Here is a 24,817-nt window from a genome sequence, read left to right as displayed (position 1 = left end):
GGGATCAGCGGCGGCCGGCGGGCCTGAGCGGGTTTCCCGTGGCCAGGCGGGCGTAGTCGAGGATCAGCTCGACGGCCTCGTCGGGGCCGATGGAGTGGTGCCGGGCGACGATGCGGTAGCCGTACGCGTCCTCGAGGGCGACCAGGTTGCGGGCGATGGTCTCGGAGTCCTGCGCCAGCGTGAAGACGCGGTGGGCGGCGCCCGTCTCCAGGATCGTCTGGTACATCGACACCTGCCGGTCGAACAGCGTGGTCAGCAGCGTCGCGTAGACGCGGTTGCGGCCGGCCGCGCCGCCCAGCTCGCACAGCAGCCTGACCCCCGGGTCGTCCGGGCCGTCGGGCAAACCCGAACGGATCGTGACGATCAGCTTCTCGGCCGGGTCGGAGATGCCTCCGATCTTCTTCATCCGCCGCTCGTAGAAGCGCTCCATGCCGGCGTGGTGCGCCTCGATCAGCAGCTCGCGCAGGTCGGGGTAGTGGTAGAGCACCGCGCCGGAGGTGAGCCCCGCCTCCTCGGCGATCTGGTTGAGGTGGACCCCCTCGGCGCCGTGCTGGAGCATCGCCCTGTGGGCGGCGTTGATGAGGTCGAGCCGCCGGTCCGCCTTGCTCTTGCGCTGTGTCATCCCACCCCTCTCATTGCACCTGGCTTCATTTCGCCCGACACGATACCCTGCCAGCTCTTGACGGGTGTATCACGTACGTATTTGAATCTCGCTTCAACTAGTACCTGAGGAGCCCCCGAATGACGGTCACGCCTTTGACGATCCTGTTCATGCCGGAGAGTGCCTACGGGCCGACGAACAACTGCATCGGGGTCGGCGACGTGCTGCGCCGCCGCGGCCATCGTGTGGTGTTCGCCGCGGAGGCGTCGTGGAAGGGCAAGCTGGAGGCGCTGGGGTTCGAGGAGGACCTGGTCGACCTGGCGCCGCCGGCCCCCGCGGAAGAGAACGGGGCGGAGCAGGACCCGGGCCAGTTCTGGAAGGACTTCATCCGCGACACGGCGCCGGAATACCGGAAGAGCACGGCCGAGCAGCTGGAGACGGTGGTCAAGCCGATCTGGGAGGCGCTGATCGACGGTGCCAAGTACTGCGAGCCGCAGCTCAGGGCCATCATCGAGCGGGTGCGGCCGGACGTGATCGTCGAGGACAACGTGATCGCGTTCCCGGCGTTGATGACGGCGGGGGTGCCGTTCGTGCGGATCGTGTCGTGCAACCCCCTGGAGGTGAAGGGCCCCGGGGTGGCTCCGGCGTTCTCCGGCCTGCCCGCCGAGGGCGCCGGCTGGGCCGAGTACCGGGCCGAGTACGACCGGACCCACCGTGAGATGTGGGAGGCGTTCAACGCGTGGGTGGTCGAGCAGGGCGCGCCGCCGCTGCCGGACCTGGAGTTCATCCACGAGGGCGACGCCAACCTGTACGTGTATCCCGAGATCGCGGACTACACGGCCGACCGGCCGCTGGGCGAGTCGTGGACCCGGCTGGACTCGTCGGTGCGGGAGACCGACGAGGACTTCACGCTGCCGGACATCCCCGGCGAGGGCTCGCTGATCTACTTCTCGCTGGGTTCGCTCGGCTCGGCCGACGTCGAGCTGATGCGCCGCGTGATCTCCGTGCTGGCCCGCACGCCGCACCGGTACATCGTCTCCAAGGGCCCGCTGCACGAGGAGATCGAGCTGGCTCCCAACATGTGGGGAGCCGAGCTCGTCCCGCAGACGAAGATCCTTCCGCTGGTCGACCTGGTGATCACGCACGGCGGCAACAACACGACGACCGAGGCGTTCCACTTCGGCAAGCCCATGATCGTGCTGCCGCTGTTCTGGGACCAGTACGACAACGCCCAGCGCGTGCACGAGACCGGCTACGGCGTCCGCCTGGACACCTACCGCTTCACCGACGACGAACTGACCGGGGCGATCGAGAGACTGCTGGGCGACCAGGACCTGCGGGACCGGCTCGCGGCGGCCGGTGAGGAGATCCGCCGTCGCGACGGCCTGCGCACGGCCGCGGACGTCATCGAGAAGATCGCGGCGAAGTGACCAAGGACAGCCGTCTGATCAAGGACGCCGCTCCCCGGGTCTTCTGGACCGACAGGCCCGGGGCGCCCGGCCCCTACGAGCCGCTGCGCGGCCGCACGACGGCGGACCTGCTGATCGTCGGCGGGGGCTTCACCGGACTGTGGGCCGCCGTGCTGGCCAAGGAGGAGAACCCCGCCTGCGACGTCGTCCTCGTGGAGAGCCGCTCCGTCGCGTACGGCGCGAGCGGCCGCAACGGCGGGTTCGTCTCCGACTCCCTCACCCACGGCCTCGGCCAGGGGACGCGCCTGTGGCCGTCGGAGAACGCCGCGCTGCTCGCGCTGGGACGGGAGAACCTCGCGGCCATCGCCCGCTTCGTCGACGCCCACGACATCGACGCCGACCTCCGCCTCGTCGGCAAGACCACCGTCGCGGTGGCGCCGCACCAGGTGGAGGAGCTGAGGCGGGCCGAGAAGCTGCACCGCGAGCACGGCGAGGACGCGGTGTTCCTCGGCCGCGACGAGATGCGCGCCGACGTCGACTCGCCCACCTACCTCGCGGGGCTGCGCCTGCGCGGCACCGGCGGCGTCCTCGACCCCGCCGGGCTCGCGTGGGGCCTGGCCCGCGTCGCGGCGCGGCTCGGGGTGCGTATCCACGAGGGCACCGAGGTCACCGCGCTGACCCGGACGCGGGCCGGCGTGGAGGCCCGGACGGGGGGCCAAGGTGTGGTGAACGGCGCGGCGAACGGTGTGGTGAGCGCCGGGCAGGTGCTGCTGGCCACCAACGCCTTCCCCTCGCCCCTGCGCCGGCTGGGCCTGTTCGTGCTGCCGGTCTGGGACTACGTGCTCGTCACCGAGCCGCTGTCGCCCGAGCAGCGGGCGTCGATCCGGTGGCCGGAGGGCCAGGGCCTGACCGACGCGGGCAACCGCTTCCACTACTACCGGCTCACCCGGGACGACCGCATCCTGTGGGGCGGGTACGACGCGATCTACAACTTCGGCGGCGGCGGATCCGACCAGCGCGACGCCACGCACGAGCGGCTCGCGCGGCACTTCTTCGCGACGTTCCCGCAGCTGCGCGGCCTGCGCTTCACCCACAGGTGGGGCGGGATGATCGACTCGACCAGCCGGTTCACCCCCTTCTTCGGCACGGCGATGGGCGGGCGGCTGGCCTACGCCCTCGGATACACCGGCCTCGGCGTCGGCGCGTCCAGGTTCGGCGCGCTGACCGGCCTCGACCTGCTGGCCCGGCGGTCCACCGCGCGGACGCGGCTGCACATGGTCCGCCGCCGCCCGGTGCCGTTCCCGCCCGAGCCGCTGCGGTGGCCGGTGGTGCAGCTCACCCGCCGCGAACTCGCCCGCGCCGACGAGAACGAGGGCCGCAGGGGGCCCTGGCTGCGGTCACTCGACCGTTTCGGCATCGGCTTCGACAGCTGAGGACGACCTCATGACGACATTGATCAATCCCGCCGACGGCCGGATCATCGAGGAGGTGCCCGACACCCCGCTCGACGGGGTGGCGCGGGCCGTACACGGGGCCCGGGAGGCCTTCGAGCAGTGGCGCGAGACCACACCGGGGGAGCGGGCGCTGGTGCTGCTGCGCCTGGCGGACCTCGTCGAGCGGGACGCCGGGGAGCTGACCCGGCTGGAGGTCGAGGAGACCGGCAAACCCGCCGCCGTGTTCCGGGACGGCGAGCTGCCGTTCGCCGCCGACAACCTCCGGTTTTTCGCCGGCGCGGCCAGGTCCCTGGACGGCACGGGCGCCGGCGTGTTCAGCGCCGGATACACGTCCGTGCTGATCAGACGCCCGATCGGGGTCGTGGGGGCGATCGCGCCGTGGAACTTCCCGTTCATCATGGCGATCTGGAAGATCGGCCCGGCCGTCGCCGCGGGGAACGCCGTCGTGATCAAGCCGGCGCCCAGGACGCCGCGCACCACGCTGCGGCTCGCCGAGCTGTTCGCCGAGGCCGGGGCCCCGGAGGGCCTCGTACGGGTGGTGACCGGCGGCGCGGACGTGGGGCGGGCCCTGGTGACCGACCCCGGTGTGGACATGGTGAGCGTCACCGGGTCCACCGCCACCGGCCGCGAGGTCATGCGCGGCGCGGTGGACGGCCTCAAGCGGGTCCATCTGGAGCTGGGCGGCAAGGCCCCCGCGCTCGTGTTCGCCGACGCCTCGATGGAGGACATGGCGGCCGGGGTCGTCATGGGCGCCACCTACAACACCGGCCAGGACTGCACGGCCGCGACCAGGGTGTACGTCGAAAGGTCGCGGTACGCCGAGGCGGTCGAGGCATTGCGTGAGGCCGTCGCCCGCGTGCGGCCGGGCGACCCCTGGGCGGCGGACGCCGACATCGGCCCGTTGATCAGCGCCGAGCACCGCGAGCGGGTCCACGGCTTCGTGACCAGGGCGTCCGGCCGCGTCGTCCACGGGGGCGGGCCGATCGACGGCCCGGGCTTCCACTACACGCCGACGCTGATCGCCGACGCCGACCCGGCGAGCGAGATCGTGCGGGACGAGATCTTCGGCCCGGTGCTGGTGGCGATGCCGTTCGACGGCGAGGACGAGGCGGTGCGGCTCGCCAACGCCACGCCGTACGGGCTGGCCTCGTCGGTGTGGTCCACGGACGTGGCCCGCGCGCTGCGCGTCTCCCACCGGCTGGACGTGGGCGTGACGTGGGTGAACGACCACCTGCCGATCGCCTCGGAGGCGCCGCACGGGGGCGTCAAGGGCAGCGGGTTCGGCAAGGACATGAGCCAGGAGGCCGTGCTGGAGTATTCGGTCACCCGGCACCTCATGATCAAGCACGCGGCCCCGCAGGCGCGCGACTCGTTCCGTCCCGCGTGACCTGTTCGCCGGGGATGTTGCGCAGGGCCTCGCGGCGGCTCAGCCCGCTGAGGCCCTGGTGCTTCACGTAGCGGAGCACCTCCTGCGGGTTGGTCTTCGCGTACTCCCGCAGCGCCCAGCCGATCGCCTTGCGGGCGAAGAAGTCGGTGTCCGACAGGCTCGGCTCGATGCAGGCGTAGAGCAGGTGGACGTCGGTCCGGTCCTTGAAGGAGTTCTGGCACAGGATGGCGGTGCGCCGCTTCCACAGGTCGGGGTCGTGCGCCCACTCCAGCACCAGGCGGCGCATGCTCTCGGGATACAGCCGCAGCAGCGTGCCGATCCGGTGCACGGCGATGTCGTCGACCAGGTCCCACCAGGCGCCGGTGACGATCATCTCCTCGTACATGGGGAGCGTGTAGAGCGTCTGCCAGGACCGGTAGAAGCGGTGCGCGGACAGCTCGATGGCGGCGTAGCGCTCCTCGCGGTACTCCGCCTCGCGCCACAGCGCCAGCACCGCCCTGCGCCACTCGGGGGCGCTGTCCAGCCGGTGCTCGGCGAAGACCTTGCGCAGCGCGGCCCGCCGCGGCACGGCCGTCACCCCGAGGAACGGCATCTCCGACTTCATGTACGACCGCATGGAGGCGGCACGCGCGGGGTCGGCGAGCTCGGTCAGCGCGAGCCGTACGGCCTTCAGTAGCGTCATGACGGCTGGCTCGCCCGCTCGCCGGTCGCCAGGCCGTCGAACAGCAGCTTGACGAAGTGGTCGGCCAGGGCGTCGGTGTCGAGCCTGCCGCCGGGGCGGAACCAGCGCACGGTCACCCAGATCGTGTCGCGGATCATCCGGTAGGTGAGCTTGGGATCGACGTCGGGGCGGAACTGCCCGGCGGCCTGGCCGCTCGTGATCTGCTCCACCCACATGCGCTCGACCTCGTCCTCGGCCCGCACGAGGTAGTCGAACCGGTCGCCGGGCAGCGAGCGCAGGTAGTTCCAGTCGTTCTGCATGACCGTGATGGCCGCCCGGTGGTCCTCCAGGGTGCCGAAGCCGATGCGGACCATCTCCGCCAGGACCGAACGCGGGTCGGCGTGCGTGCCCAGCGCCGCGCGGTAGCGGGTGATCAGATCCTCGAGGAAGGTGCGCAGCACCTCGTCGACGATCGTCTCCTTGGAGTCGAAGTGGTGATAGAGGCTGCCGGAGAGGATGCCGGCCTCAAGCGCGATCTCCCGCACTGTGGTGGCCTGGAAGCCCTTGCGCGCGAACAACTCGGCGGCGAGCTTGACGAGGTGGTCGCGCCGTTCGGAGGGAGAACCGGCCGCCCCCCGCTTCGCCTTGACCGGCGCCGCCGTGCCGCCGGAGTCCTTACGCTGGTTCACGGCTCCCATTATGGCCGTCAAGCAAGGGCTTGTTCACATTCTCGGCTCGGCCGACCTCCCCGCATGAACGGAATCGGTAGGGCAGGATCGAACCCATGGCGAAATTGGGGTATCCGTTCACCTTGGGGGTGGCGTCAGGAGAGCCGTTACCCGACGGCGTGATCCTGTGGACCCGTCTGGCCCCCGAGCCGCTGCATCCGACACTGCCCGGCGGCATGCCCAACCGGGCGATGACCGTACGGTGGGAGCTCGCCGAGGACGAGGCGTTCACGAAGGTCGTCCAGTCGGGCACCGCGCCCGCGCAGCCGGACTGGGCGCACAGCGTGCACGTACGGGTGACCGGGCTGCGGCCCGCGGCCGACTACTTCTACCGCTTCTCAATAGAGGGCCACGTCAGCCCGGTGGGCCGCACCAGGACCGCGCCCGGCCCGGACTCGACCGCCCCGGTCAGGTTCTGCTTCGTCTCCTGCCAGCGCTACGAGCACGGCTACTTCACCGCGCTGCGCCACCTCGCCGCCGAGCGGCCCGACCTGGTCCTCCACCTCGGCGACTACATCTACGAGTACGGCAAGCCGAAGAACCCCAAGCCGGGCCGCTGGGTCCGCCCGCTCGAGTCGACGGCCGAGTGCACGACGCTCGGCGCCTACCGCGACCGCTACGCCCGCTACAAGATGGACCCGGACCTGCAGGCCGCCCACGCCGCCGCGCCGTGGGTCGCGATCCCCGACGACCACGAGGTCCGCGACAACTGGGCGGGCGCGCTGCCCGGTGACGGCGGCAGCCCGGCCGCCTTCCTCAAGCGCAGGGCCGCCGCGTTCAAGGCGTACTACGAGCACCAGCCGCTGCGCGTCCATCCGTCCGGGTCCGGCCTCCAGAACCACCGCTGGCGGCCGTACGGCCGGGTGGCCGACTTCCTGCTCGCCGACACCCGGCAGTACCGCGAGGGGCGCGACATGCTCGGCGCCGAGCAGGAGAAGTGGCTGACGGACCGGCTGCGCGGATCGACGGCCCGGTGGAAGGTGCTCGCGCAGGCGGTGTTCTTCTCCCAGCGGAAGTTCCCGCTCGAACCCGTCAGCGCCGACGCCTGGGACGGCTACCCCGACTCGCGCGCCCGCGTGCTCGCCGCCGCCCCCGACGGGCTGGTCGTGCTGAGCGGCGACGTGCACAGCGCGTACGCCTGCGACGTGCGCGCCGACTGGGCGGATCCGGCCTCCCGCGCACTTGGGGTCGAGTTCGTCGGGCCGTCGGTGACGAGCATGCCGGGCATCACCGACGCGAGCGCGATCCTCACGCTGAACCCGCACATCGCCTTCTTCGACAGCCGCCACGGCTACGTGTCCTGCGTGGCGGACATGGAGAACTTCCGCGCGGACTACCGGGCCGTGGCCTTCGTGGACCGTCCCGGCGCGCCGCTGACCACGATCGCCGGCTTCGAGGTGAAGGAGAACAGGCTCCACCGCACCGACGTGTGATCGGGAAACGGGCGACAACCCAGGCCTGCCCCCTAGCAAATAGGAAACTTTCCTATTAGATTGCGGGGCATGCCTGAGCGATGCCCTGTGGGCGCAGCATGAAGCGAAGCCCTGACCTGCTCCGTCTGGCCGACACGGTCCTGTTGCCCGGCTTCGCCGGGACCACCGCCCCCGACTGGGTGCGGCGGCGGCTCGCCGGCGGGCTCGCCGGTGTGGTGCTGTTCTCCCGGAACGTCGACACCCCGGCCCAGCTCGCCGCGCTCACCTCGGCCCTGCGCGCGGAGAATCCCGAGATCCTGATCGGCATCGACGAGGAGGCGGGGGAGGTGACGAGACTGGAGGCCCGCACGGGCAGCTCGAGGCCGGGCAACTACGCCCTGGGCGTCGTGGACGACGTGGAGCTGACCGAGCGGGTGGCCCGCGATATAGGGCGGGACCTGCGGGCGGCGGGGGTGAACATCGACTTCGCCCCGGCCGCCGACGTCAACTCCAACCCGGACAACCCGGTCATCGGCCTGCGGTCGTTCGGCGCCGATCCGCTGCTCGTCGCACGGCACACCGCCGCCTGGATCCGCGGCCTGCAGTCCGCCGGCGTGGCGGCCTGCGCCAAGCACTTCCCCGGGCACGGCGACACGTCGGTCGACTCCCACCACGGCGTCCCGCGCGTCACGGTCTCCCGTGAGGAGCTGGCCGAGGTCGAGCTGTGGCCGTTCCGGGTGGCCATCGACGAGGGCGTGCGCTCGATCATGACCGGCCACCTGCTGGTCACGGCGTACGACGAGGAGCTGCCGGCGACGCTCAGCCCCCGCGTCCTCACCGGCCTGCTCCGGGAGGAGCTGGGCTTCGACGGCCTCATCGTCACCGACGGCATCGAGATGGCCGCCGTCTCCGGCCGGTACGGCCTGGGCGGCGCGAGCGCGATGGCCGTGGCGGCCGGGGCCGACGCGGTCTGCGTGGGCGGGGAGAACGCCGACGAGGCGACCTACGAGCGCATCCGCGACGCCGTGGCGGACGCGGTGACCGAGGGCAGGCTGTCGGAGGAGCGGCTCGCCGAGGCCGCCGCGCGGGTGCGCGCCCTGACCGCCTGGCAGGCGCAGGCCCCGCCCGTGGACGACCGCCCGGACGAGATCGGGCTGGTCGCCGCCCGCCGGGCCGTACGGGTGACCCGGCGCGGGGCGGACGGCGTGCTGCCGCTGCCCGCGGCCCCGCATGTGGTGGAGCTGGCGCCGGAGACCAATCTCGCGATCGACAAGGGCATGCCGTGGGGCGCGGGGGAGCCGCTGAGCAAGCTGCTGCCCGGCACCACGGTCGCCCGGCTGCGGGAGCCGGACGTCAACAACGGCGTCGCCGGCACGGTGCTGAGCCAGGCCGCCGACCGGCCCCTGGTCATCGTGGTGCGGGACGCCCACCGCCACCCCTGGCAGACGGACCTGCTGGAGCGCCTGCTGGCCGCCCGGCCGGACGGCGTCGTGGTCGAGATGGGGCTGCCGGGCCGTACGGACCTGGGGGCGGTCCACATCGCGACGCACGGCGCCGCCCGGGTCTGCGGCCAGGCGGCGGCCGAGGTGCTGGCCGGTCTCGCCTGACATTGCCCATAGCATTGGTCACTGCTGACATGCGGATGGGAGCGTCATGAAGGTCGCATACGTCACCACGGACCATCCGGCGGCCGAGCGGGACGACGAGCGGGAGATCGTCCTCGCCGCCTGGCTCGGGGCCGGCATCGAGGGCTCTCCGGTGAACTGGCACGACCCCCGCGTCGACTGGTCGGACTTCGACGCGGCGGTCGTCCGGTCGCCCTGGGACTACATCGACCGCCGTGACGAGTTCGTCGCGTGGGCCCACCGGGTGGAGTCGGTGACGCGGCTGTTCAACCCGGCGTCGGTGATCGAGTGGAACACCGACAAGACCTACCTGCGCACGCTCGGCGTGCCCACGGTTCCCACCCACTGGGCCGAACCCGGAACGGATCTGCCCGAGTGGGACGAGTACGTCGTCAAGCCCGCCGTCTCCGCGGGGGCCCGCGACACCATCCGCACCACGGACCGGGACGCCGCCGCCGGTCACGCGGCCACGCTGCTCGCCGCGGGCCGCACGGTCATGGTGCAGCCGTACATCGCGTCCGTCGAGCAGGAGGGGGAGCTGTCGCTGCTGTACTTCGGCGGCCAGTTCAGCCACGCCGTACGGCGCCACCCGATGCTCACCGGCGTGGCGGAGACCGCGGAGAACCGCGCCACGCTGCGCGACCCGGACGACGACCAGTTCGCCCTCGCCGAGCGGGTTCTGGCCGCCGTGCCGCACACCCTGCTGTACGCCCGGGTGGATCTGGTGCGGATGCCGGACGGCGAGCCGGTCCTGATCGAGCTGGAGCTCACCGAGCCCTACCTGTTCCTGCGGGACGAACTGGCCGCGCCGGACCTGTTCGCCGAGACCCTCGCCGAGATGCTCAAGGGCTGAACCCGGTCAGATCAGCGGTCCGGTCATCCGGAGCGCCAGCCGTACGGCGTCGGCCGGGCCGGTCGCGGCCACAGGACCGGGCACCGGACGGCCCTCGGCGTCGACGACCCGCCACCCGCCGAGGGTGACGACCGGCGTGCCGCCCCGCTGGGCGAGCGCCAGCTCCGACAGCGTGCCCCAGGAGCCGCCCACGACGACGACCGCGTCTGCGGCCCGCACGATCAGCGCGTTGCGGGCCTCGCCCAGGCCGGTGGGAAGGGCCACGGTGAGGTCCGGGCTCGCCCCGGCACGGTCCCGGCCGGACAGGACGCCGACCACGACGCCTCCGGCCTCCCGGGCGCCCGCCGCCGCGGCGGCCATCACCCCGCCGTACCCGCCGCACAGCACGACGGCGCCGCGCTCGGCCAGCAGGCGGCCCACGTCGCGGGCCGCCTCGGCCTCCTGCGGGGTGCACTCGCCCGGTCCGCACACCGCCACCTGCCACATGCGCACAAGGCTAGGCGGAGATGCCGCCGTCCACCGGGATCACGGCGCCGGTCAGGTAGGACCCGGCGCGTGAGGCCAGGAAGATCGCCGCGCCGGCCATGTCGTCGGGCCTGCCGATCCGGCCCAGCGGGACGTTGCTCTCGATCGCGCCGCGCATCTGGGGGTCGTCGAGCGCGAAGGCCATCATCTTCGACTCGAACGGCCCGGGCGCGATCGCGTTGACCGTGATCGACTCCCGGGCGAGCTGGTGAGCGAGGTGCCGGGTCAGCATGTGGACGCCGGCCTTGGCCGCCGAGTACGCGTAGTTCTCCATGAACGGCACCCGGAGCCCGTCGATCGACCCGATGTTGATCACTCGTGCCGGGTCGCCGGGCGACGCGGCGGCGCGCAGCAGGGGCAGGAGGCGGCGGGTGAGGAAGAAGACGCCCTTGACGTTGATGTTCCAGAGCTTGTCGAAGGCGTGCTCCGGGTACTCCTCCAGCGGCGCGCCCCAGCTCGCCCCGGCGTTGTTGACGAGCACGTCGAGCCGGCTCTCCCGCTCCGACACCGCCTGTGCCAGCGCCTCGACGCCGTCGGGGGTGGACAGGTCCGCCTGTACGGCGTGGCAGCCCAGCTCGGCGGCCGTGGCCTCCAGCTCGTCCTTCTTCCGTGAGGAGATGTAGACGGTGGCGCCCGCGTCGACGAACCCCCGCGCGATCATCTTCCCGATGCCCCGGGACCCGCCCGTGACGACGACCGTCTTGCCTTCCACCGAGAACAGAGTCATGCGGGCAGCATACCGACCGGTCGGTTCCGGCGTCAGGGAGTGAAGCTTCCGTACGCGCCGCGGAAGAACACCAGCGGGCCGCCGTCGTCGTACCGGTCCAGCCCGGTGACCCGGGCGACGACGATGACGTGGTCGCCTGCGGGGTGCTCCTTGTCCACCGTGCAGTCGATCCAGGCGAGCGCGCCGTCCAGCACGGGCGCGCCGCCGGGGGACAGTGCCCACGACAGGCCCGAGAACTTGTCCCCGCCTTTCGCGGCGAACCGCTCGCACACCTCCCCCTGGTGGTCGGCGAGCACGTTGACGCACAGGGTTTCCGCGGCTCTCAGGCGCGGCCAGCTCGTGCTGGTCTCCGAGACGCAGAACGAGACCAGCGGCGGGTCGAGGCTCACGGACGTGAAGGAGTTGACGGCCAGGCCGCCCGGCTCCCCGGTCCGCGGGTCGATCGCGGTGACCGCCACCACACCGGTGGCGTACCTGCCGAGAACGTTCCTGAAGTGCTGGGGATTGACGGCCGGAATCCTCCTGGCCCCGTCATGGCCGACCCTCCGGGCCACAGGGATGCTCATCGCGCACGTGCCTCCTCAGTCGCGCCTCCCCATGAGGTCAAGGAGGGCGGGAGGCGATGCATTCCCCTGTGCGCGATTAACGGTGGCGCGTCCTGGCGGGCGTGGGGGACCCGCCAGGACGCGCTCCGCCCCGGCGCGAGACCTCGACCCCGGCGAGGGTTGGGGTCGAGACCTCGTTCAATCGCACGGAGTCCATGGGGAGCGGCCGGCCTCGTACGGCCGCTCCGGCGTGCGGTGATACCGCGTGCTCGGGCATGTCACGCCGTTCCCGCACAAGGCGGTCATGTCGGTGGATACCGACAGCTCTGACATGTCGTTCCCGTCGCTCTGATAGGTCTGGCTCTGGGTAGGTCGGGCTCGCGCCAGGACAGGTTCGGCGTTCTCGCACCGACCGCCCGCACGGGCCCACCTCCATTGGATGGATTTGTACCAACGTTTGGATAATGCGCGGCTGGGTGGGCTCCGGTCAAGGGGTTGTTTCCCGGTAGACCGAGATCCTCTAGATTTGTTGGAACAAAAGGGTGGATTGAGGAAAGATGGCACGATCGTCGCTCTACCAGCAGGTGGCCGCCGAGGTACGCAGGGCCATCTACGCGGGCGAACTCGCGCCGGGCGACCAGATCCCGACCGAGGCCGACCTCATGGAGGCGCACGGCGTCAGCCGCAACACCGTACGGCTGGCGCTGGGTGAGCTGGAGAACGAGGGTCTCATCCTGCGGATGCGCCGGCGTGGAACGTTCGTACGCGAGCGCCGTCCCCTCCTCATGCGCCCCCAGGACGAGTTCCTCCCGTACGACCAGGAGGGGCGGCGGTTCGACACGTTCGTCCACGCGGTTCTCTCCGAGGGCCGTACGGCGGACCAGAGGATCGAGGTCTCGATCGTCGAGCCGCCCGAGGATGTGGCCACCCGCCTCGCCCTCGCCGACGGCGCCCTGGCCGTCGTGCGCCGCCGGCTGCGCTTCGTGGACGGCCAGCCGTACAACACGCTGGACTCGTACTTCCCCCTGGAGATCGTGGGGGACTCCGAGATCGCCCGGCCCGGCGACATCACGCGCGGGGCCAACCGGGTGCTCGAGGAGCTGGGCCATCTCCAGGTCCGCGTGATCGACGACCTCTCGGCCCGCATGCCGACCTCTGACGAGTCGTCACGGCTCCAGCTGGAGCCCGGCACTCCGGTCGTCGTCCACACCAGGGTCGGCTACGACGCCGACGACACGCCCGTCCGCGTCGCCGTGTCCGTGCTGCCCGCAGACAAGCATCTGATCCGATACGAGCTGGAACGTCATTGACGAGGCCCGGACGCCCCCTGGTCTGAGCGGGCGTCCCCGGCCGCCGGGCCCTCCTCCGGAGGGCCTCTCCCGCGATTCCCTTCCTGACCCCGGCAGGGGACCACGCCGCACCCGCGCGCCCTAGCGGGGTCCGCCGTCTCCGGACGGACGCTGTACGGCATTAAGCCGTCACTCTCAGTGATCAAACCGCCGCCGTCGGCACGAAAGGAATCAGGCATGCCCGCGAACACCCTGGATCTTGTTACGGAACTCACGCTGCGTCGCGCCACCCCCGCCGACCTGCAGGGGGTCCTCGCCCTGCTGGCGCGCACCGCCGGGTGGCTGAACGGCCTCGGCGTACGGCAGTGGCCCGCCGGGGGCTTTCCCGCCGAGCGCATCGAACCGCTGATCGGCGAGGGCGTCATGTACCTCCTGGACACCGGAGAGGACACCGGCGAAGAGGCCGGACGGGTGCCGGCCGCCACGATCGCCGTGGACGGCCACGCCGACCCCGAGTTCTGGACCCCCGCCGACCGCCCCGACGACGCGCTCTACGTCCACAAGCTCGCCGTGAGCAGGACGTACTCGGGCCAGGGGCTGGGAGAGGCGCTGCTCGACTGGGCCGCCCTGCGGGCCGCCATGCACAACCGGCCGTACCTGCGACTGGACTGCGCCAAGGGCAACGCCCGGCTGCAGTCGTACTACCGGAGGGCGGGCTTCCGGCACGTCCGCACCGTCGACCTGCCGCACCGAGCCTCAGGCGCGCTGTTCGAGCGCGATGCCTCAGGCGCGCTGTTCGAGCGGGACGCCTGCGCCGCGCTCCCGGGAGCCCCTCGCCCTGCGCCTGTGGTGCCTGCCCCTCGCTCGGGACATGCGGCGCAAGCCTGGAAGGTTCTTGACATCACCGCGCACAACGAGTTGATCGAGTGCTGAACAGGGCGGATGCCGTGAGGCACCGCAAAGGGACCGGATACTGTTCACTTCATGACGGGATCCCTCCTTGAAGTGATCGCGCTCGACCTGCGTGACGCCGTGGCCGCCGAGGAGGGCGGAGCGGACCGCCTGGAGATCGTGTCCGACATGGACTCGGGCGGGCTCACCCCCTCGGCGGACCTCGTCGCGGAGATCGCGCGCGAGTGCGGGCTGCCGCAGATGGTCATGCTCCGCTGCAACGCCGGGTTCACCGTGACCTCGGAGGAGCTCGACCGGCTGCGCGGCCATGTCAAGGAACTCGCCGAGGCCGGCGCGGCGGGGTTCGTCTTCGGCTTCCTGACCGAGGACGGGTCGGTCGACAGGGAGGCGACGGACGCCCTGATCCACGCGGTCTCGCCGCTGCCCTGGACCTTCCACCGCGCCGTGGACCACGCCGCCGACGTGCGGGCCGCCTGGCGTGCCGTACGGCTGCTGCCGAACCTGGCGACCGTCCTCACGTCCGGCTCGCCCGAGGGCGTCGGCAGCGGCCTCGGCGTGTTACGCGCGCGGGCCGAGGCGGGGGACGCCTCGCTCGTGCTCGCCGGCGGCGGCCTGCGCGAGGAGCACGTCCCCGTGCTGCTCGACTACGGCGTCCGGGCCTTCCACGTGGGCAGCGCCGTACGCGGCTCGTGGCGGGAGCCGGTCGACCCGGACCGCGTCCGGCGCTGGCGCCGCATCGTCGACCGGCTGTGACCGCGCGGCTGTGACCGCGCGGCTGTGACCGCGCGGCTGTGACTGTGCGGCTGTGACCGTGTGGTTGTGACCGCGCGGTTGTGAATGCGCAGCTCAGGCGCGGCGGCGGGCGACCAGGACGGCGTCGCGGATGGTGACCTCGCCCCCCTCCGGGTCCACCGCCGTGCGCGGCCGGGCCTCGGCCGCCGTGACCTCCCACTCGGCCGGATCGAGCGACGCCGCGACCTCCTCGGCGGTGAACATCATCTGCGGGAAGTGCATCCGCCGGGCCTTGGTCAGCAGATCGGACGGGTGGTGCCCGACGATCAGCAGGGTGCCGCCGGGGGCCACCGCGGCGGCCAGCCGGGCGAACAGCGTCCGCCTGGCCTCGCCCGGCAGGTGCATGTACTGCGCGGACACCAGGTCGTACGCGCCCTCGGGGAAGGCATGGTCGCGCAGGTCCGCGCGCACCCACTCGACGCGGTCCGCGACGTCCGCGTCGGCGGCGTGGGCGGCGGCCCGCTCCAGCGCCGTGGCGGAGATGTCGGCTCCCGTCACCCGCCAGCCCCTTGTGGCGAGCCAGACGGCGTCGGCCCCCTCGCCGCTGCCGACGTCGAGGGCCCGGCCCGGGGGCAACTCGGCGGCCTCGGCGACGAGCTGCGGGTTCGGGCGGCCGCTCCAGATCGCCGGCCGGGAGCGGTACCGCTCCTCCCAGGCCGCCTCCTCGAACAGCGTGCGCACCTCGTGCCGGTAGGCGTCGACGGCCTCCCGGGTCTCCTCGTTGATCAGATCCATGTTGATCGCCGCGCCGGCGGCCAGGCCCGCCGCGGCGGACGCGATCACCACGGCGCGCAGGTCCGTCACGTTCCCCGCCACCCAGACACCGGGCACGGCGGTCGCCCCGGTCGGCTCCGCGGCGATCCGCGTGCCCACCGCGTGGCCGCCGAGCTCCATCTCGACCGGCTTGAGCCCGAGCGACTCCAGCACGCCGGCCCGGGCGGTGAGCGGCGCCCCGACGACGAGCGCGTCGAGCGCGACCACCTCGCCGGAGGCCAGCCGCACCCCGGTGAGCGCGTCGCCGGTCACCTCGATGCCCGTGACCGGGCCCTCGGCGACGGGGATCCGGCGTGCGGCGAGCCGCTCGGCCTCCTCCTCGGACGGCGCGGGGCAGTGGTGGGCCAGGAACACCACGTCCTCGCTCCACTGCCGCCACAGAAGGGCCTGCTCGACGGAGAGCGGCCCGGTCGCCAGCACGCCGATGCGCCGGCCGCGGACCTCCCATCCATGGCAGTACGGGCAGTGCAGCACGTCGCGACCCCACCGCTCGGCCAGGCCCGGCACGTCGGGCAACTCGTCCACGGCCCCGGTCGCCACCAGCAGGCGGCGGGCCCGGACGGCACGCCCGTCGTCCAGCGTCACAAGGAAGTCATCGCCCTCCCGAGTCGCGGCCTCGGCCCGCCCGGTGACGACCTCGACGCCGTAGCGGGAGAGCTCCTCGCGCCCGGCCGCCAGCAGTTCGGCGGGCGGCGTGCCGTCCCGGCCGAGGTAGTTGTGCATGTGCCCGGCGGGTGCGTTGCGCGGCTCCCCGGCGTCCACCACCAGCACCGACCGCCGTGCCCGCGCCAGCGCCAGGGCGCCGCTGAGGCCCGCGGCGCCGCCGCCCACCACGACCACGTCGTACTTCTTCTCGTCCACCCCTGCCTCCTGTGTCGACGTCTGCTTCAGATGTCTGCTGTCGAACAGTGCGGCACGGGCAGCGAGAGTGGCAAGGAACGTTGCCGATATGGCAAACCTCAGCAGAGGGCCCGGTCGGCCCGGGCCAGGGCGGCGACCAGCGTCCTGATCGTCGCGGGCTCGTCCAGCACGCCTCCCGCGGCCTCGCGCCGTTCCTGCCAGGCGCGCACCCGGTCGGCGTACTTCTCGTAGCAGGCGAGGTGGAACGCGTACACGGTCGTGAAGCGGCTGACGAGGTGCGAGGGGTGCATGTCCCAGCCCTGGTAGAAGCCGTGCGCCAGCGAGTGCGACACCAGCGCCGAGTGCCTGCGCAGCAGGGCGTGCACGTCGGCCGCCGCGTCCGAGGCCGGGGCCGCGGCCAGCGAGCCGTCCGACAACTCCACCCCCGTCCCCGACAGCGCCGTCTGCATGACGTGCCGCGCGTGGTCGCAGGCCGGGTGGTCGAGCCGCTGCTCGTCCGGCGGCAGCCCGAGCGCGGCCGTGTAGTCGAACACCCCGAAGTGGGCGGCCGCCAGCCGGCCGCCCAGCGAGGGCACCAGGTCGGCCGACCGCTGGAGCATGAGCACGGTCTGCGGGGCCTCCACCTGCATCTCGAAGCGCAGCGTGCCGTCGGGCAGCCGCAACGCCCGCTCCAGCGCCTCCAGGCAGCCGGCGAACTGGCGCAGGTAGTCCTCCATCAGGACCTTGGGGAACGTCACCGTGAACCCGCCGGGGAGCCGGCCGGCCCGCCGCACGACCCCGGTCAGGAACCCGTCGAGCGTGCGCACCGAGCGCCGGGGGTCGCCGTCGGCGAACGACTTCACCCGCAGCCCCCACCTGCGGGGCAGCGTGCCCGCCTCGTGCATCGCGGCCACGGCCGCCGCCGCCGACTCGGCATGCCGGTCCTCCTCGTCGGGGGAGCGCTGGCCGTAGCCGTCCTCGAAGTCGATCCGCAGGTCCTCGATCGGCTCGGCGTGCAGCTTCCTGCGTACGCGGTCGTGCACGGGCTGGGCAAGCTCGGGGTCGAGCTCGAACAGCGCGGCCAGCTCGGCGGGGGTGAACAGGAGCCGGTGGAGGAGGTCGGTGGCGGCGTGCCGCCACCGCTGGACGATGTCCGCCGTCACCCGGTCCGCGGGCACGTACACGGTGTGCACCGGCTGCCACGCGGGTTCCCGTACGGGGAACCGGGCGAGCTGCTCGCGATGGGCGCCGGCGAAGCCGTCGAGCAGCCCGTCGAGCGGCCCGTCCGCGCCGGTCAGCGTCGTCTCCATGGAGACGATCCTCGCAGAGTCCCGCCACGGTGAGCGCAATCACGCAACGTCGCTGCATGACAACGCAGCGTTGGCTATCCTTTTCCTCAAACAGCCGATCGAACAGATGAGCGAATCGGTGGAGATAAAGAAACGGCCCCCTACCGGGGGCCGTAGAGCCCGGGGACGTAGCCGCGGGCGCGGTGACTCCATGTTAGGAGATGATGGCGGTGCGCGACAACCCCGTTCCCCAAGTCGTGCGTGTCGGGGTCTACGTCGACGGGTTCAACCTCTACTACGGACTGCGCTCCCTGCGGGGACGCCGCTACCTCTGGCTCGATCTACGGGCGCTGGCTCTTCGGCTGCTGAGGACCGGGCAGACGCTGACCGCCGTCCGCTACTTCACCGCCCCCATCCGGGGCGACGCTCGTGCCCTCGCCCGCCAGCAGACCTACCAGGCGGCCCTGGAGACCCTGGGCGTCGAGGTGGTGCTCGGGCGGTTCCAGGAGCAGCGGGCCGCCTGCCGCGCCTGCGGCGTCTCCTGGCGGACCTACGAGGAGAAGCAGTCCGACGTCGCCCTGGCCGCCGCCATGGTCGGCGACGTGGCGCTCGACCTGGTCGACATGGTGCTGCTGCTGTCGGCGGACTCCGACCTGTGCGCGGCGATCGAGGCGGTGCGCCAGGTGGACGCCCGGCGCGGCGGCAAGACCCGGGTCGTCTCCGTCTTCCCGCCCGGCAGGCGCTCGGACGGCCTGCGCCTCGCGAGCGACGCCTGGTTCCCCCTCGGCGAGGCGCTCATCCGGCAGTCGCAGCTTCCCGAACTCGTGCCCGGCCGCGACGGCGCGCGCTACCACCGGCCGGCCCACTGGTCCTGACCGGGGCGTCCCTCAGGTCGCGCCGCCCGGCCGGGCGAGCCGGCCGCACGCGCCCAGCATCGCGTCCCTGCCCACCAGCTTCACCCGCTCGCCTCTCCTGAGGTTGCCGGCCAGCGCTGCCTCCGCTGCCTCGATCGCGAGCCAGTCCTCGTACGTCACCGGGCTCAGCCCGCGCGCGGCGAGCAGGTCGTCCAGCCGGGTGGTCGCGGTTCCCGGCACCGCTTCGGCGAGCAGCGTGCGCACGGTCTCGGCGGCGTCGGACTTGTTGGTCCCGATCACGCCCGTCGGCCCCCGCTTGAGCCAGCCCGCGACGTACTGCCGCTCCGCCACCCTTCCCGCGACGTTCGGCACCGTCATCGACCCCGGGTCGAACGGCACCCCGGGCAGCGCCACGCTCTGGTAGCCCACCGAGCGCATCACCATGTCCGCCGGGATCGTCTCGAACTCGCCCGTCCCGGCGACCCGCCCGCCCTCCAGCCGGGTCCGCTCCAGCCGTGCGCCCTCGACCCGGGACACGCCGAGGATCTCCACGGGGCGCAGCCAGAAGCGCACCTCCAGACGGCGTGGCCGGTCGGCCGGCTTGCGCTCCGACCACGACCGCAGCACGTCCACGTTGCCCTTGACCTGTCGCGACAACGTCGTCAGGTCGGCGACCGCGATCTCGTCGGGGAAGGTGAGGACGTCGGCGTTGAGCAGCTCGCCGAGCTCGCGCAGCTCCTTCAGGGTGAACTTCGCGTGCTCCGGGCCGCGCCTGCCGACCATGTGGATGCGCTTCACCTTAGAGGCGGCCAGCCGGTCGAGCACCTCCTCGGGCACGTCGGTGCCGCGCAGCTCGTCGGCCGTCTTGGCCATGATCCGCACCACGTCCACCGCGACGTTGCCGACGCCGATGACGACGACGTCCTCCGCGTCGAGGGAGAAGGCGTTCGGCGGGACGTCGGGGTGGCCGCAGTACCAGTTGACGAAGTCGGTCGCCGCGACGCTGCCCGGCAGGTCCTCGCCCGGGACGCCGAGGTGCCTGTCGACCATCGCGCCCGTGCAGTAGACGACGGCGTCGTAGCAGGACATCAGGTCGTCCACCGACAGGTCCGCGCCCAGCTCGACGCCGCCCAGGAAGCGGACCCCCGGGGTCTCCAGCACCCTCCGCAGGTAGCCGGCGATCGACTTGATCGACGTGTGGTCGGGCGCGACGCCGTACCGGACGAGCCCGTACGGCGTCGGCAGGCGTTCGAGGACGTCCACCTCGACGGGATCGTGCGACTGCTTGACCAGCGCCTCGGCCGTGTAGATCCCAGCCGGGCCCGACCCGACGATCGCGACGCGCAGTGTCACCATGGCCTCCAGCAGCGGCGGGCGTCCTCTACCAGTGATTCTTTATCACCGCCGGTCGCCCTGCCAGGGGAACGCCGTGCCGTGGGCCGGATTGTCGTCCGTGTTGTGATGGTTCGCGGGGTTGCGGCGACCCGGCGGCCACGATCAAAGTGATGCCCGTGGGCAGTGGGGCTAAAAGACGGGGAAACCCGCGGACGAGAAGGCCGGGCGGTGGCACCCTCCCTGACATGAGGGGACTCCGCGGGGGGCGGGACGAGCTCGGGGCCTCACCGGCCACGGCGTACGGCCCGCAGAACGGTCAAGACGACGGCGACGCGCCGCCGTCGCACGGTTCCGGGCCGGACGGGCTCAGGTACGAGGCGCTGGGGCGGGTCATGGCCGCCTTATCCGGCGAGGCGGAGACGCTCGAGGCGTGCCGCGACCTCACGTGGTGGCGGGGCACCGACCGCTCCTGGCACATCGAGTGGCGCGACGGCCCGTACGCCGCCGAGGTGGCGGTGCTGCTCCTGGAGCGGATCGGCGAGCCTGGTCCGGACGCCGTGCGGGCGGCGCCCGCGGGCCCGGCGACCACGTCGACGGCGATGCTGAACGTGATGGGCGTGACCTTCGTGCTGCGGGCCATCGACCCGTTCGGCATGGAGCGCCTGCGGACCAGGCCCGGCCTGTGGCGGCTGTCGGCGGCGCTGGACGGCCCGGCCGGCCCCGTGGGCACGGGCGGACGGTCCCGCCAGCACTGGGAGGAACTGCTCGGCGGCTGACGTCGGCGGCCGATATCGGCCGCCGACGTTTACGTGAGGCGGTGAAGGCCCCGGAGTCGATAGCCTTGGGAGCACATCGTCTTCGTCTCGTCTCTCAGTTCGTCTCCGAGGGTCCGCGAGGATCGTCTCCGAGGGTCCGCGAGGAGACCGCATCGCGGGGATCCCGAGGGGGCGCTGCGGACGAGACCTCTAACGAGCAAGGAGTAGCCGTGCTGCTGCGTATGTCGACCCTGTTCCTGCGCACCCTGCGTGAGGATCCGGCGGACGCGGAAGTGCCGAGCCACAAGCTGCTCGTCCGCGCCGGCTACATCCGCAGGGTCGCGCCCGGCATCTACTCCTGGCTGCCGCTCGGCAAGATCGTGCTGGAGAACATCGCACGGGTCGTGCGCGAGGAGATGGACCGGATGGGCGCGCAGGAGGTGCTGTTCCCCGCGCTGCTGCCCCGGGACTTCTACGAGCCCACGGGCCGCTGGACCGAGTACGGCGACACGCTGTTCCGGCTGAAGGACCGCAAGGGCGCCGACTACCTCCTCGGGCCGACCCACGAGGAGATGTTCACCGACATGGTGAAGGGGGAGTACTCCTCCTACAAGGACTACCCCGTCACGCTGTACCAGATCCAGACCAAGTACCGCGACGAGGCCCGGCCCCGGGCGGGCATCCTGCGGGGCCGCGAGTTCGTCATGAAGGACTCCTACTCCTTCGACCTCGACGACGACGGCCTGAAGCGGTCCTACGAGATGCACCGCGAGGCGTACATCCGGATCTTCGAGCGCCTCGGCATCGACTACCGGATCTGCTTCGCGATGTCGGGCGCGATGGGCGGGTCGGCCTCCGAGGAGTTCCTCGCCCCCTGCCCGACCGGTGAGGACACCTTCGTGGCCTGCCACAACTGCGGATACGCGGCCAACGCCGAGGCCGTCGTCACGCCCGCGCCGCCCGCCGTCACCACCGCGCATCCGCCCATGAGGGTGCTCGACACGCCCGACACCCCGACGATCGAGTCGCTCGTCTCGTACGTCAACGAGCACCACGGCCTCGGCGTCACCGCCGCCGACACGCTGAAGAACCTCGTCGTCAAGGTCCGCACGCCGGGCTCCGACGAGGTCAAGACGGTGGTCATCGGCGTGCCCGGCGACCGCGAGGTCGACTTCAAGCGCCTGGAGGCGGCGCTCTCGCCCGGCGTGCCGGAGATTTTCGAGGCCGAGGACTTCGCCCGCCACCCCGGCCTGGTGCGCGGCTATATCGGCCCGCAGGTGCTCGGGGATCTGGGGATCACCTACCTGGTCGACCCGCGGGTGGTGGAGGGCTCGGCCTGGGTGACGGGCGCCAACGAGCCGGGCAGGCACGCCGCGCACGTGGTCGCCGGCCGCGACTTCCAGCCCGACGGCACGATCGAGGCCGCCGAGGTGCGGGCGGGCGACTCCTGCCCCCGCTGCGCGCACCCGCTGTCGATCGACCGGGGCATCGAGATCGGCCACATCTTCCAGCTCGGCCGCAAGTACGCCGACGCCGCCCAGCTCGACGCGCTCGGGCCCGACGGCAAGCCCATCCGCATCACGATGGGCTCGTACGGCATCGGCGTGTCCCGGGCGGTGGCCGTGCTCGCCGAGCAGCGCCACGACGAGCTGGGCCTGGTGTGGCCCAGGGAGGTGGCGCCGGCCGACGTGCACATCGTCGGCACCGGCAAGGAGAACCAGATCGAGGTGGCCAGCACGCTCGCCGAGACCCTCGAGGCTCGGGGGCTGCGGGTGCTCGTGGACGACCGTCCCGGGGTCTCGCCCGGCGTCAAGTTCAAGGACTCCGAGCTGCTCGGCCTGCCCACCGTGCTGATCGTCGGCCGGGGCCTGGCCAACGGCGTGGTCGAGCTGCGCGACCGGGTCACCGGGACCAAGGAGGAGATCCCGCTGGACGAGGCCGTCGAGCGGGTGCTGGCCGCCTGCCGGGCCTGATCTTCTGACACACGGCGCCGCCGTCCCCCTCAGGGGCGGCGGCGCCTCTTTGCCGGTCCTCCACAGCCACTTCAAGGGCAAGGACGCCATCATGGCGGCGGTCGTGGTGGAGGGCTTCGCCGACCTCGCCGCCGCCGGGGCCGCACGCGGCCTTCGCCGAGCGGCGGCCCGGGCTCGTCGCGCTGATGCGGGGCGGCAGGTTACGGCGCGAGGAGCACGACCGGCGGCTGGCGCCGCTGCTCGACCGCTTCTCACGCTGACCGGTGGCGTCCGCCTACTGGCCGTCCGGCGCGGACGCCTCCGGCTGGGCCTCCTGGCCCGGCGTCCCCCCGGATCCCTCCGGGCCGGAGGACTCAGACCCCGGTGTGGGGACGGCGCCACCGGAGTCGGCGCCGCCTCGGTCCATGCCGGGGAACGGGCCGATCTTCGGCTGCCAGCCGTACGCCCGCGTCGCGCACTCCTGCGCGGCCAGCGCGGCGAACCGCCGCAGCTCCGGGTCGCGGTCGGCGGCGAGCTCCAGGTAGGCGGTGGTCACCCGCTGCTCCACCAGCACGGCGAGGCGCACCGCGTCGGCCGGGGTGCGCACCTCGAAGGGCAGGCGGTAGGTGGGGCCGGGCTCGGCGGGCGTGCCGCCCCGCTGGGTGATGAGCGCGCGAAGCCGGTCGCGCCGCGCCCGGTGGGCGTCGAACCCCGCCGTGGCCGCCCTGAGCAGCGCGCCGCTCGTCTTCCCGCCGATCACCCCGTACGCGTACACCGCGGCGTGCTCGGCGGTCAGCGCCCGGCCGAGCGCGTCGCCGGCCGGCGCCCCGGTCGGCGATCGGGTGGGCTCGGTCGCGCTCTCAGTCACGCACCCTCCCCAGGGCGACGACGTGGACGGCCTCGCACGCGCCGATGCTCGCCAGGAGCTGGGAGAGCGCGGGGGAGGCCGTCGCCATCTGCGCCGGTCGCGCCGACGCCGCGCGCCGCTCGGCGTCCCTGAGCGCCCCGACCGAGACCGCGGACGGGCTTCCGGACGGGGACGCCGAGGACGAGGCCCCGGGGCTCGCGGGGAACGTTCCCGGCCCGCTCCCGGCGGGCAGGAGCGCGCGCAGGGCCTGCAGGTGGGCGGCGTGACGCCGGCGGAACGGCTCCAGCGCGGCGGCCCGGTCGGGCAGGGCGGCGGCCGCGCGCCCGTACAGCGACACCAGCTGCTCCTTGCCCGCGATCAGCGAGGTGAGCAGCACGGTCTGCGGATCCGGAGAGGCCGGCGCGGCCGGTTTCCGCGGGGCAGAGGAACAGCCCGCCGCGGCCAGACCGGCCGCGGCGGCGGAGCCCAGCAACGCACGTCTCGTCACTTGTGCCCCGCCGCTGTGTCTCACGACACAGCATCGTACGGCGCGCCGCCCACTGGTCATCGCCCGTGACCGTGATGATCGTGCACGTGTCGGATCGCCGCTCGGGTGTGGCGCTGTTTCCACCTCGCGGTGTCGATAGGCTGTTGGCACATCGGGCTTGGGCACTACGGTCACAGGCACACGGTCCACACGGTCATTGGGAGGTCGGCATGGGCAGCGACGCTCGACGCGGCCGCCTGGTTGAGCTGCTCGGCCCGGTGGTCGCCGCCGAGGGCTTCGATCTGGAGGACGTCACGGTCACCCCGGCGGGCCGCCGGCGGCTGGTGCGCGTCGTGGTGGACCGGGACGGCGGCGTGAGCCTGGACGACGTGGCCGACGTGAGCCAGTCCGTCTCCAAGCGGCTGGACGAGGTGGACGTCCTCGGCGGCAGCCCGTACGTCCTCGAGGTCACCTCCCCCGGTGTCGACAGGCCGCTCACCGAGCCGCGCCACTGGCGCCGGGCGCGCGGGCGGCTGGTGAAGGCGGAGCTGCGTGACGGCACCTCCGTGGAGGGCCGCGTGACCGAGGCCGACGAGACCGGCGTGGAGCTGGACGGCGCGCGCCGCATCGCGTACGGCGAGCTGGTGCGCGGCCGGGTGCAGGTCGAGTTCAACCGGCGCGACGCCGGGCTCGACGACGAACTTGATGAGGACCTCGATGTCGACGAAGACATCGACGACGCCGACGACGAGGGCTAGGGGGGA

24 protein-coding genes are annotated in these 24,817 nt (G+C 72.5%); 13 read left to right on the top strand and 11 right to left on the bottom strand.

Annotated elements, in window-relative coordinates; translation table 11 throughout:
* Positions 1 to 4: 4 nt before the first annotated feature.
* A complete protein-coding gene (locus ABZ857_RS07770; protein WP_357039191.1) occupies positions 5 to 622 on the bottom strand; it encodes a helix-turn-helix domain-containing protein in 618 nt (205 codons plus the stop codon).
* 119 nt (positions 623 to 741) lie between these two features.
* Here ABZ857_RS07770 and ABZ857_RS07765 point away from each other — a divergent pair, with 119 nt between their 5' ends.
* The 3 genes from ABZ857_RS07765 to ABZ857_RS07755 are packed head-to-tail and all read left to right on the top strand — an operon-like array spanning position 742 to position 4,851.
* Entirely contained in the window at positions 742 to 2,031 is a 1,290-nt protein-coding gene (locus ABZ857_RS07765) for a glycosyltransferase (protein WP_357039188.1), read from the top strand.
* Complete coding sequence (locus tag ABZ857_RS07760; RefSeq protein WP_357039185.1) at positions 2,028 to 3,443, top strand: FAD-dependent oxidoreductase; 1,416 nt, start codon at positions 2,028 to 2,030, stop codon at positions 3,441 to 3,443. The genes ABZ857_RS07765 and ABZ857_RS07760 overlap by 4 nt, the downstream gene beginning before the upstream one ends.
* A 10-nt stretch (positions 3,444 to 3,453) precedes the next feature.
* Positions 3,454 to 4,851 (top strand): aldehyde dehydrogenase family protein, encoded by a 1,398-nt coding sequence (locus ABZ857_RS07755; RefSeq protein ID WP_357039182.1) that lies wholly within the window; start codon positions 3,454 to 3,456, stop codon positions 4,849 to 4,851.
* Here the strand turns inward: ABZ857_RS07755 and ABZ857_RS07750 are convergent.
* Together ABZ857_RS07750 and ABZ857_RS07745 are read right to left on the bottom strand one after the other, a co-directional pair.
* On the bottom strand, positions 4,805 to 5,533 hold the full coding sequence (locus ABZ857_RS07750; RefSeq protein ID WP_357039179.1) for a DNA alkylation repair protein: 729 nt from the start codon (positions 5,531 to 5,533) through the stop codon (positions 4,805 to 4,807). The two genes, ABZ857_RS07755 and ABZ857_RS07750, sit on opposite strands and share 47 nt — an antisense overlap.
* A complete protein-coding gene (locus ABZ857_RS07745; protein ID WP_357039176.1) occupies positions 5,530 to 6,201 on the bottom strand; it encodes a TetR/AcrR family transcriptional regulator in 672 nt (223 codons plus the stop codon). Before ABZ857_RS07745 ends, ABZ857_RS07750 begins: the two co-directional genes overlap by 4 nt.
* Positions 6,202 to 6,296: 95 nt before the next feature.
* On the opposite strand from ABZ857_RS07745, the gene ABZ857_RS07740 reads away from it, so the two are divergent.
* The 3 genes from ABZ857_RS07740 (at position 6,297) to ABZ857_RS07730 (ending at position 10,130) form a co-directional block, all read left to right on the top strand.
* Positions 6,297 to 7,673: an alkaline phosphatase D family protein gene (locus ABZ857_RS07740; RefSeq protein ID WP_357039173.1), complete on the top strand. Its 1,377-nt coding sequence runs from the start codon at positions 6,297 to 6,299 to the stop codon at positions 7,671 to 7,673.
* Positions 7,674 to 7,771: 98 nt separating this feature from the next.
* Positions 7,772 to 9,259 (top strand): glycoside hydrolase family 3 N-terminal domain-containing protein, encoded by a 1,488-nt coding sequence (locus ABZ857_RS07735; RefSeq protein WP_357039170.1) that lies wholly within the window; start codon positions 7,772 to 7,774, stop codon positions 9,257 to 9,259.
* Between the two features lie 46 nt (positions 9,260 to 9,305).
* Positions 9,306 to 10,130, top strand: a complete 825-nt coding sequence (locus tag ABZ857_RS07730; RefSeq protein WP_357039167.1) for a hypothetical protein — start codon at positions 9,306 to 9,308, stop codon at positions 10,128 to 10,130.
* A gap of 6 nt (positions 10,131 to 10,136) precedes the next feature.
* On the opposite strand, the gene ABZ857_RS07725 is transcribed toward ABZ857_RS07730, so the two are convergent.
* The 3 genes from ABZ857_RS07725 to ABZ857_RS07715 are packed head-to-tail and all read right to left on the bottom strand — an operon-like array spanning position 10,137 to position 11,948.
* Positions 10,137 to 10,616, bottom strand: coding sequence for a TIGR00725 family protein (locus tag ABZ857_RS07725; protein ID WP_357039165.1), 480 nt, complete (start codon positions 10,614 to 10,616; stop codon positions 10,137 to 10,139).
* 10 nt (positions 10,617 to 10,626) lie between these two features.
* On the bottom strand, positions 10,627 to 11,382 hold the full coding sequence (locus tag ABZ857_RS07720; RefSeq protein ID WP_357039162.1) for an SDR family oxidoreductase: 756 nt from the start codon (positions 11,380 to 11,382) through the stop codon (positions 10,627 to 10,629).
* A 32-nt stretch (positions 11,383 to 11,414) separates the two neighbouring features.
* The gene (locus ABZ857_RS07715; protein ID WP_357039159.1) at positions 11,415 to 11,948 is read right to left on the bottom strand and encodes a flavin reductase family protein; all 534 of its coding nucleotides are present in this window, start codon (positions 11,946 to 11,948) and stop codon (positions 11,415 to 11,417) included.
* A 536-nt stretch (positions 11,949 to 12,484) separates the two neighbouring features.
* Here ABZ857_RS07715 and ABZ857_RS07710 point away from each other — a divergent pair.
* The 3 genes from ABZ857_RS07710 to ABZ857_RS07700 all read left to right on the top strand — a co-directional run bounded on the left by ABZ857_RS07710 (position 12,485) and on the right by ABZ857_RS07700 (position 14,881).
* Entirely contained in the window at positions 12,485 to 13,237 is a 753-nt protein-coding gene (locus ABZ857_RS07710) for a GntR family transcriptional regulator (protein ID WP_357039156.1), read from the top strand.
* Positions 13,238 to 13,453: 216 nt separating this feature from the next.
* Positions 13,454 to 14,149, top strand: coding sequence for a GNAT family N-acetyltransferase (locus ABZ857_RS07705; protein ID WP_357039153.1), 696 nt, complete (start codon positions 13,454 to 13,456; stop codon positions 14,147 to 14,149).
* A 51-nt stretch (positions 14,150 to 14,200) separates the two neighbouring features.
* Positions 14,201 to 14,881 (top strand): copper homeostasis protein CutC, encoded by a 681-nt coding sequence (locus tag ABZ857_RS07700; protein ID WP_357039150.1) that lies wholly within the window; start codon positions 14,201 to 14,203, stop codon positions 14,879 to 14,881.
* Positions 14,882 to 14,974: 93 nt separating this feature from the next.
* Here ABZ857_RS07700 and ABZ857_RS07695 read toward each other — a convergent pair whose 3' ends face one another.
* The gene (locus ABZ857_RS07695; RefSeq protein ID WP_357039147.1) at positions 14,975 to 16,555 is read right to left on the bottom strand and encodes an FAD-dependent oxidoreductase; all 1,581 of its coding nucleotides are present in this window, start codon (positions 16,553 to 16,555) and stop codon (positions 14,975 to 14,977) included.
* 98 nt (positions 16,556 to 16,653) lie between these two features.
* Positions 16,654 to 17,844 (bottom strand): aldolase, encoded by a 1,191-nt coding sequence (locus ABZ857_RS07690; RefSeq protein WP_357039144.1) that lies wholly within the window; start codon positions 17,842 to 17,844, stop codon positions 16,654 to 16,656.
* 209 nt (positions 17,845 to 18,053) lie between these two features.
* Between ABZ857_RS07690 and ABZ857_RS07685 the strand changes: the two genes are divergently transcribed.
* A complete protein-coding gene (locus ABZ857_RS07685; protein ID WP_357039142.1) occupies positions 18,054 to 18,698 on the top strand; it encodes an NYN domain-containing protein in 645 nt (214 codons plus the stop codon).
* A 12-nt stretch (positions 18,699 to 18,710) separates the two neighbouring features.
* Here the strand turns inward: ABZ857_RS07685 and ABZ857_RS07680 are convergent, their stop codons facing one another.
* Complete coding sequence (locus ABZ857_RS07680) at positions 18,711 to 20,033, bottom strand: FAD-dependent oxidoreductase (protein ID WP_357039139.1); 1,323 nt, start codon at positions 20,031 to 20,033, stop codon at positions 18,711 to 18,713.
* Positions 20,034 to 20,257: 224 nt separating this feature from the next.
* Here ABZ857_RS07680 and ABZ857_RS07675 point away from each other — a divergent pair, with 224 nt between their 5' ends.
* Positions 20,258 to 20,788 (top strand): hypothetical protein, encoded by a 531-nt coding sequence (locus ABZ857_RS07675; protein ID WP_357039136.1) that lies wholly within the window; start codon positions 20,258 to 20,260, stop codon positions 20,786 to 20,788.
* A gap of 209 nt (positions 20,789 to 20,997) precedes the next feature.
* Positions 20,998 to 22,740 (top strand): proline--tRNA ligase, encoded by a 1,743-nt coding sequence (locus ABZ857_RS07670; protein WP_357039133.1) that lies wholly within the window; start codon positions 20,998 to 21,000, stop codon positions 22,738 to 22,740.
* Positions 22,741 to 23,014: 274 nt separating this feature from the next.
* On the opposite strand, the gene ABZ857_RS07665 is transcribed toward ABZ857_RS07670, so the two are convergent.
* Positions 23,015 to 23,587, bottom strand: a complete 573-nt coding sequence (locus ABZ857_RS07665) for a ferritin-like domain-containing protein (RefSeq protein ID WP_357039130.1) — start codon at positions 23,585 to 23,587, stop codon at positions 23,015 to 23,017.
* A complete protein-coding gene (locus ABZ857_RS07660) occupies positions 23,580 to 24,074 on the bottom strand; it encodes a hypothetical protein (protein WP_357039127.1) in 495 nt (164 codons plus the stop codon). The genes ABZ857_RS07665 and ABZ857_RS07660 overlap by 8 nt, the downstream gene beginning before the upstream one ends.
* 209 nt (positions 24,075 to 24,283) lie before the next feature.
* On the opposite strand from ABZ857_RS07660, the gene rimP reads away from it, so the two are divergent.
* A complete protein-coding gene (gene rimP, locus ABZ857_RS07655; RefSeq protein WP_357039124.1) occupies positions 24,284 to 24,811 on the top strand; it encodes a ribosome maturation factor RimP in 528 nt (175 codons plus the stop codon).
* Positions 24,812 to 24,817 lie beyond the last annotated feature (6 nt).

The organism is Microbispora sp. NPDC046933, from assembly GCF_040644635.1.
GTDB lineage: Bacteria > Actinomycetota > Actinomycetes > Streptosporangiales > Streptosporangiaceae > Microbispora.
This window is presented reverse-complemented; position numbering and strand designations above follow the sequence as displayed.

Excerpts from the sequence above, each read along its gene's own strand:
- ABZ857_RS07675 (WP_357039136.1), top strand. The coding sequence starts at position 20,258 with ATGAGGGGACTCCGCGGGGGGCGGGACGAGCTCGGGGCCTCACCGGCC.
- ABZ857_RS07740 (WP_357039173.1), top strand. The coding sequence starts at position 6,297 with ATGGCGAAATTGGGGTATCCGTTCACCTTGGGGGTGGCGTCAGGAGAG.
- ABZ857_RS07735 (WP_357039170.1), top strand. The coding sequence starts at position 7,772 with ATGAAGCGAAGCCCTGACCTGCTCCGTCTGGCCGACACGGTCCTGTTG.
- ABZ857_RS07730 (WP_357039167.1), top strand. The coding sequence starts at position 9,306 with ATGAAGGTCGCATACGTCACCACGGACCATCCGGCGGCCGAGCGGGAC.
- ABZ857_RS07770 (WP_357039191.1), bottom strand. The coding sequence starts at position 622 with ATGACACAGCGCAAGAGCAAGGCGGACCGGCGGCTCGACCTCATCAAC.
- ABZ857_RS07680 (WP_357039139.1), bottom strand. The coding sequence starts at position 20,033 with ATGGTGACACTGCGCGTCGCGATCGTCGGGTCGGGCCCGGCTGGGATC.
- rimP (WP_357039124.1), top strand. The coding sequence starts at position 24,284 with ATGGGCAGCGACGCTCGACGCGGCCGCCTGGTTGAGCTGCTCGGCCCG.
- ABZ857_RS07705 (WP_357039153.1), top strand. The coding sequence starts at position 13,454 with ATGCCCGCGAACACCCTGGATCTTGTTACGGAACTCACGCTGCGTCGC.
- ABZ857_RS07710 (WP_357039156.1), top strand. The coding sequence starts at position 12,485 with ATGGCACGATCGTCGCTCTACCAGCAGGTGGCCGCCGAGGTACGCAGG.
- ABZ857_RS07715 (WP_357039159.1), bottom strand. The coding sequence starts at position 11,948 with ATGAGCATCCCTGTGGCCCGGAGGGTCGGCCATGACGGGGCCAGGAGG.
- ABZ857_RS07700 (WP_357039150.1), top strand. The coding sequence starts at position 14,201 with ATGACGGGATCCCTCCTTGAAGTGATCGCGCTCGACCTGCGTGACGCC.
- ABZ857_RS07720 (WP_357039162.1), bottom strand. The coding sequence starts at position 11,382 with ATGACTCTGTTCTCGGTGGAAGGCAAGACGGTCGTCGTCACGGGCGGG.
- ABZ857_RS07750 (WP_357039179.1), bottom strand. The coding sequence starts at position 5,533 with ATGACGCTACTGAAGGCCGTACGGCTCGCGCTGACCGAGCTCGCCGAC.
- ABZ857_RS07755 (WP_357039182.1), top strand. The coding sequence starts at position 3,454 with ATGACGACATTGATCAATCCCGCCGACGGCCGGATCATCGAGGAGGTG.
- ABZ857_RS07725 (WP_357039165.1), bottom strand. The coding sequence starts at position 10,616 with ATGTGGCAGGTGGCGGTGTGCGGACCGGGCGAGTGCACCCCGCAGGAG.
- ABZ857_RS07690 (WP_357039144.1), bottom strand. The coding sequence starts at position 17,844 with ATGGAGACGACGCTGACCGGCGCGGACGGGCCGCTCGACGGGCTGCTC.
- ABZ857_RS07765 (WP_357039188.1), top strand. The coding sequence starts at position 742 with ATGACGGTCACGCCTTTGACGATCCTGTTCATGCCGGAGAGTGCCTAC.